This window comes from Bradyrhizobium sp. (genome assembly GCF_019244115.1).
In the GTDB taxonomy this organism is placed as follows: domain Bacteria; phylum Pseudomonadota; class Alphaproteobacteria; order Rhizobiales; family Xanthobacteraceae; genus Bradyrhizobium.
Genome location: NZ_JAFATE010000566.1, coordinates 1 through 2,879, shown reverse-complemented (window position 1 = coordinate 2,879; position 2,879 = coordinate 1). Strand labels below are relative to the sequence as shown.

Annotated in this window: 6 protein-coding genes; 4 read left to right on the top strand and 2 right to left on the bottom strand. The window is 62.5% G+C overall.

The features are described from left to right. Positions 1 to 654 (bottom strand): IS66 family transposase zinc-finger binding domain-containing protein (locus JOZ76_RS25105; protein ID WP_441300088.1); only part of this gene is annotated, 654 nt, incomplete at its 3' end. A gap of 90 nt (positions 655 to 744) precedes the next feature. Further along, positions 745 to 909 carry an IS66 family insertion sequence element accessory protein TnpB gene (tnpB, locus tag JOZ76_RS38355; RefSeq protein ID WP_366938628.1) on the bottom strand — a complete coding sequence of 55 codons (165 nt, stop codon included), beginning with the start codon at positions 907 to 909 and terminating at the stop codon, positions 745 to 747. A 26-nt stretch (positions 910 to 935) separates the two neighbouring features. Between tnpB and JOZ76_RS38350 the strand changes: the two genes are divergently transcribed. The 4 genes from JOZ76_RS38350 to JOZ76_RS25090 form a co-directional block, all read left to right on the top strand. Further along, a complete protein-coding gene (locus JOZ76_RS38350) occupies positions 936 to 1,259 on the top strand; it encodes a DUF5372 family protein (protein ID WP_366938627.1) in 324 nt (107 codons plus the stop codon). 9 nt (positions 1,260 to 1,268) lie between these two features. Beyond that, positions 1,269 to 1,736 (top strand): helix-turn-helix domain-containing protein, encoded by a 468-nt coding sequence (locus JOZ76_RS25100; RefSeq protein WP_291703203.1) that lies wholly within the window; start codon positions 1,269 to 1,271, stop codon positions 1,734 to 1,736. A 74-nt stretch (positions 1,737 to 1,810) separates the two neighbouring features. Next, positions 1,811 to 2,038 carry a hypothetical protein gene (locus tag JOZ76_RS25095; protein WP_291703201.1) on the top strand — a complete coding sequence of 76 codons (228 nt, stop codon included), beginning with the start codon at positions 1,811 to 1,813 and terminating at the stop codon, positions 2,036 to 2,038. After that, positions 2,035 to 2,879, top strand: an 845-nt coding sequence (locus tag JOZ76_RS25090) for a recombinase family protein (protein ID WP_291703199.1), incomplete at its 3' end; no start/stop codon positions are given. The genes JOZ76_RS25095 and JOZ76_RS25090, both read left to right, overlap by 4 nt.

Genomic DNA, 2,879 nt, shown 5'->3' with positions numbered 1-2,879 from the left:
GTAGCGCTCGGCCTGGCGATTGAGCGGCTGATGCTGCCCGTACTTCTCGAACAGGATCATCGCCAACAGGCTCGGCCCGGCCCACCCGCGGGGGATCACATGAAACGGTGCCGGCGCTTGGTTGATTTTCTCGCAGTCGCGGCAGGTGAACTTCTCTCGGACATGCTGGATCACCTTCCACTGCCGCGGGATCACCTCCAGCGTCTCGGTGATATCCTCGCCCAATTTGCGCAACCGTGCGCTGCCGCAGCACAGGCAGGCCGTGGGGGCCGGCTCGACCACCCGCTCGCGCGGCAGATGCTCGGGGAACGGCTGACGCGCTGGCCGCTTGCGGGTAAAGGCTGCCACATTCGTCGTCTTCGCAACGGCGCGCTCGGCGGCAATCTCGTCCTCGCTCGCCGCGCTCGCGAGCTCCTCGAAGGCCAACTCCATCTGGTCGAGCAGCCGCACGCTGCGTTCCGAGCGCGGGCCGTAGAGCTGGCGTGTCAGCTTTGCGATCTGCAATCGTTGGTGAGCGATCAGGACTTCATCTTCGGAGACCTTGGCCTTGGCGATCGCCAGTTCTGCTTCGATCCGCGCCGCCCTCTCGCGCTCGGCGATTAGCGCCGCTTGCAGTGTGGCGATGTCGTTAGGGAGCGTCTCAGGCGTTGTCACGAGCCGGATTATCGCATGCCGTCTACCGCGCCGCGCGTCTCAACCCCAGGATGAGTCAAAAGGTCGCGCTATAATTGATTGTGCCGCGGTTCAGCCCGCAAGCTCCGGTCTCCAGGTGTGCCGCGGGTTTCGCCAGTCAATCCCGTCGAGCATATAAGCCAACTGCGCGGCCGAGATTGCTACCACACCGTCGGCCGGCGACGGCCAGAGAAAGCGGCCCCGCTCAAGCCGCTTGTAACTCGCCTTGGAATGCAAATCTTCCTGCCGCTTCAACCCAGCTTGTGGGGATAACGCATCCGTTCCACCCGTTCGGCGGCCGGCAGCTTCTTTGCGTCGGTGAGCGGTATAACCGCTCGGGAAAGCGGCTGTTGCTGCGGATCGACGACACCATCGTTTGCTCGGTTCCGCCGCAATGGACGGACGCGGCCACCCCGGATCCCGAGATCGTTATAGGGCAAGGGCGTGCCCTCTTTCGGGTCGCGGACCTGCTCGAACTCGCCAATCTGGTATCGCGTCTTTGCCAGGAGAGGCCTTGCGAGACCGCGGCGGGATGTAATGATAATTTTGCCGCACATGTAAAGCAATTGATGCCGCGGAGACGCTAAACGCAAGCCATGAGCACGCAGAACAATCGCAAGCGCGCGAAGATCGCCGCTCTCCGCGAAGAGGGCACGCTGTACCCGGCCCCCGAGCAGGTTTGTGATCCCAAGTTTCAGGAAGGCGACTTTTTCGATCCGCGCGATGCTGTGCAGGTCAAGTACGAGATGCTGCGCCGCGTCTCCGTCGAGAAGGCGTCGGTGACCGATGCCTCCAACGAGTATGGCGTTTCGCGGCCAACTTACTACCAAGCCAAGGCGGATTTCGAGCAAGCCGGCATCGCTGGGCTGGTATCCAAGAAGCGCGGTCCGCGTGGCCCCCACAAGATCCAGAGCGAGATACTGGCGTTTCTTCGAACGCGGCTCGTTCCGGGCGAGCCAATCCGAGCACGCGAACTGGCGAGACTGATCCAACAAGAGTTCGGCCTCGATGTGCATCCAAGAACCATCGAGCGTGCCATCGGTGGAAAAAAAACGTCGCGATAACGTCGGGCGTGGCCGAAAAGCCTCCGACGACGGCATCTGCATCTACCCTCATTGCCCGGTACGAGACGCTGCGTATGGCCATGCTCGACGAGGCCCTGCCGCCGGAGGCCCGCAGCGGGCTGATGCTCTTTCTACGTCGAGGCATGTGGGGCTGGGCGCGCAGCTTGCCTGTCGGCGGAAGTGTCCGGCAGGAGCCGCTTCCGGCGCGGCGCTCGGATCCGGTTGAGCCCAGTGAGCGCAGCAGCATCGTGTACGTGTTCGCGGCACTGGCAATGAAGGTCAATATCCGGAGAACGCCATGAATGAACCTTCTAAAGTCCAACCCCATCATCTCGAGCGCGGCGCTTACCTGTACATCCGGCAGTCATCGATGCGACAGGTCATCGAAAACGTCGAGAGCACAAAGCGGCAATACGCGCTTCGCGGTCGCGCGACCGCGCTCGGCTGGCGCGACGACCAGATTATCGTCATCGACAGCGATCAAGGTGAGTCCGGTGCGTCGGCGTCCTGGCGCGGCGGCTTTCAACGCCTGGTGACCGATGTCGGTATGGGGCACGCCGGCATCGTCATGGGTCTCGAGGTGTCCCGCCTGGCGCGGAACAATGCCGATTGGCATCGCTTGCTAGAGATCTGCGCCCTTGCCGATACCCTGATCCTCGATGAGGACGGCGTGTACGATCCAGCCAGCTTCAACGACAGGCTTCTTTTGGGTTTGAAAGGCACGATGAGCGAGGCTGAACTTCATGTCATCAAAGCCCGGTTGCGCGGCGGGATCCTGAACAAGGTGCGGCGCGGCGAGTATCGTTGCGCGCTGCCAACCGGGTTTATCTACGATGAAACCGGCGATGTGGTGCTCGACCCCGATGCGCAGATCAGGGAGACGATCGCCTACTTCTTTGAGACGTTCTCGCGGGTGGGGTCGGCATGCCAGACGGTCAAGGTGTTTCGCAACGAGAGCCTCCTCTTCCCCTCGCGGCTCCGCAACAGCGCGACAATGGTTTTTCGGCCGCTCACCGCATCGACCGCGATCCGCACCTTGAACAACCCGCGTTATGCGGGCGCCTACGCCTATGGCCGGCGGCATTATCGGCGAGCCGCCGATGGCAAGAAGATCCTGCGAAAGCGGGACTGCACCGACTGGCT

Coding starts and splice junctions, on each gene's coding strand:
- JOZ76_RS25095 (WP_291703201.1), top strand. CDS start 1,811: ATGGCCATGCTCGACGAGGCCCTGCCGCCGGAGGCCCGCAGCGGGCTG.
- JOZ76_RS25100 (WP_291703203.1), top strand. CDS start 1,269: ATGAGCACGCAGAACAATCGCAAGCGCGCGAAGATCGCCGCTCTCCGC.